At 29.2% G+C, this 1,385-nt stretch carries 2 protein-coding genes; one reads left to right on the top strand and one right to left on the bottom strand.

Annotation, left to right across the window (positions count from 1 at the left end):
* The first annotated feature begins 261 nt into the window (after positions 1 to 261).
* Positions 262 to 870: a recombinase family protein gene (locus ACFVU3_RS40080; protein WP_002436987.1), complete on the top strand. Its 609-nt coding sequence runs from the start codon at positions 262 to 264 to the stop codon at positions 868 to 870.
* A 377-nt stretch (positions 871 to 1,247) separates the two neighbouring features.
* Here ACFVU3_RS40080 and ACFVU3_RS40075 read toward each other — a convergent pair.
* On the bottom strand, positions 1,248 to 1,385 hold a 138-nt coding region (locus ACFVU3_RS40075), incomplete at its 5' end, for a beta-class phenol-soluble modulin (protein WP_390073712.1).

Below are 1,385 nucleotides of genomic sequence, written 5' to 3'. Positions count from 1 at the left end.
GAAGAAAGGATTGAAACCAGGTTAAAGGATTTTGAGAAAACCGAAATCATCACTAAAAAATGGAAATAATGTAAAAATTGATAATTAAATCATAGTGCAATAATTTCATTACGTTTCTGTTGAATTAGTATTAATATAATTTTTACTAATATTTTGCTATTGAATGACTTAGGTACACCCTAATCATACAAATAAAGTTATTGAATTTATAGTAACTTAAACGTATGATTAGGGTGTATATTAATTATGGAGTGAAAATGAATGATTATAGGTTATGCAAGAGTATCTTCGATAGATCAGAATTTAGAGAGACAGCTAGATAATTTGAAAACATTTGGCGTAGAGAAAATATTTACAGAGAAACAATCGGGAAAGTCAGTAGAAAATAGACCCGTATTTCAAGAAGCACTTAACTTTGTGAGAATGGGGGATCGGTTTGTAGTAGAATCAATTGATCGTTTAGGTCGTAATTATGATGAGGTGATTAACACAGTTAATTATTTAAAAGATAAAGAAGTCCAATTGATGATTACTAGTTTACCTATGATGAATGAAGTCATTGGCAATCCTTTATTAGATAAGTTTATGAAAGACTTAATCATCCAAATATTAGCAATGGTTTCAGAACAAGAACGAAATGAAAGTAAACGTAGACAAGCACAAGGTATTCAAGTTGCGAAAGAAAAAGGTGTATATAAAGGGCGTCCGTTACTTTATTCAGCGAATGCAAAAGATCCTCAAAAACGTATTATTTATCATCGAGTTGTAGAAATGTTGAAGGAAGGCACAGCTATCAGTAAGATTGCGAAAGAAGTGAATATAACAAGGCAGACGATTTACAGAATTAAACACGATAATGATTTGGTTTAATAAACTTTGTTTCAAAGCAAATGAAAGCTTCTCACAGCGTTCCAAAACGAATGATAATAATCTATTATAGTATTTTAATAATAAAACAAAAAAGAGAGCAAATAAGCTCTCTTTTATAAAAAATCGATTGAGACCTTTATTGACAAGGCTTAAAGCCTTAATTCAAAAATTGAGTTATTTCTATATAGTATCAAGACAAGAAGAAACTCGTTTCACTCGTTTTAAAAGCAATGAAAAAAATCGTTCAAAATGATTGTTTTTTATTACTAAATTTAAAACTTATAAAAACAGATAAGACTCTATTAAGAATTAAAAAAAGAGATTAAATAACCAATCGGTTACTTAATCTCTTTATATGTAATGCGCCCTAATATTTATTACATTAAACCAAATGCTTTAGCAACATCTGATACCACACCAATACCATTAGCTACAATATTAACAATTGATTTAGCTAATTCAGCATCATCTCCAGCTTGTGATGCTGAAACTGTATTAACAATAGCTTCACCTAA

This window comes from Streptomyces sp. NPDC058052 (assembly GCF_042885515.1).
Taxonomy (GTDB): domain Bacteria; phylum Actinomycetota; class Actinomycetes; order Streptomycetales; family Streptomycetaceae; genus Streptomyces.
This window is presented reverse-complemented; position numbering and strand designations above follow the sequence as displayed.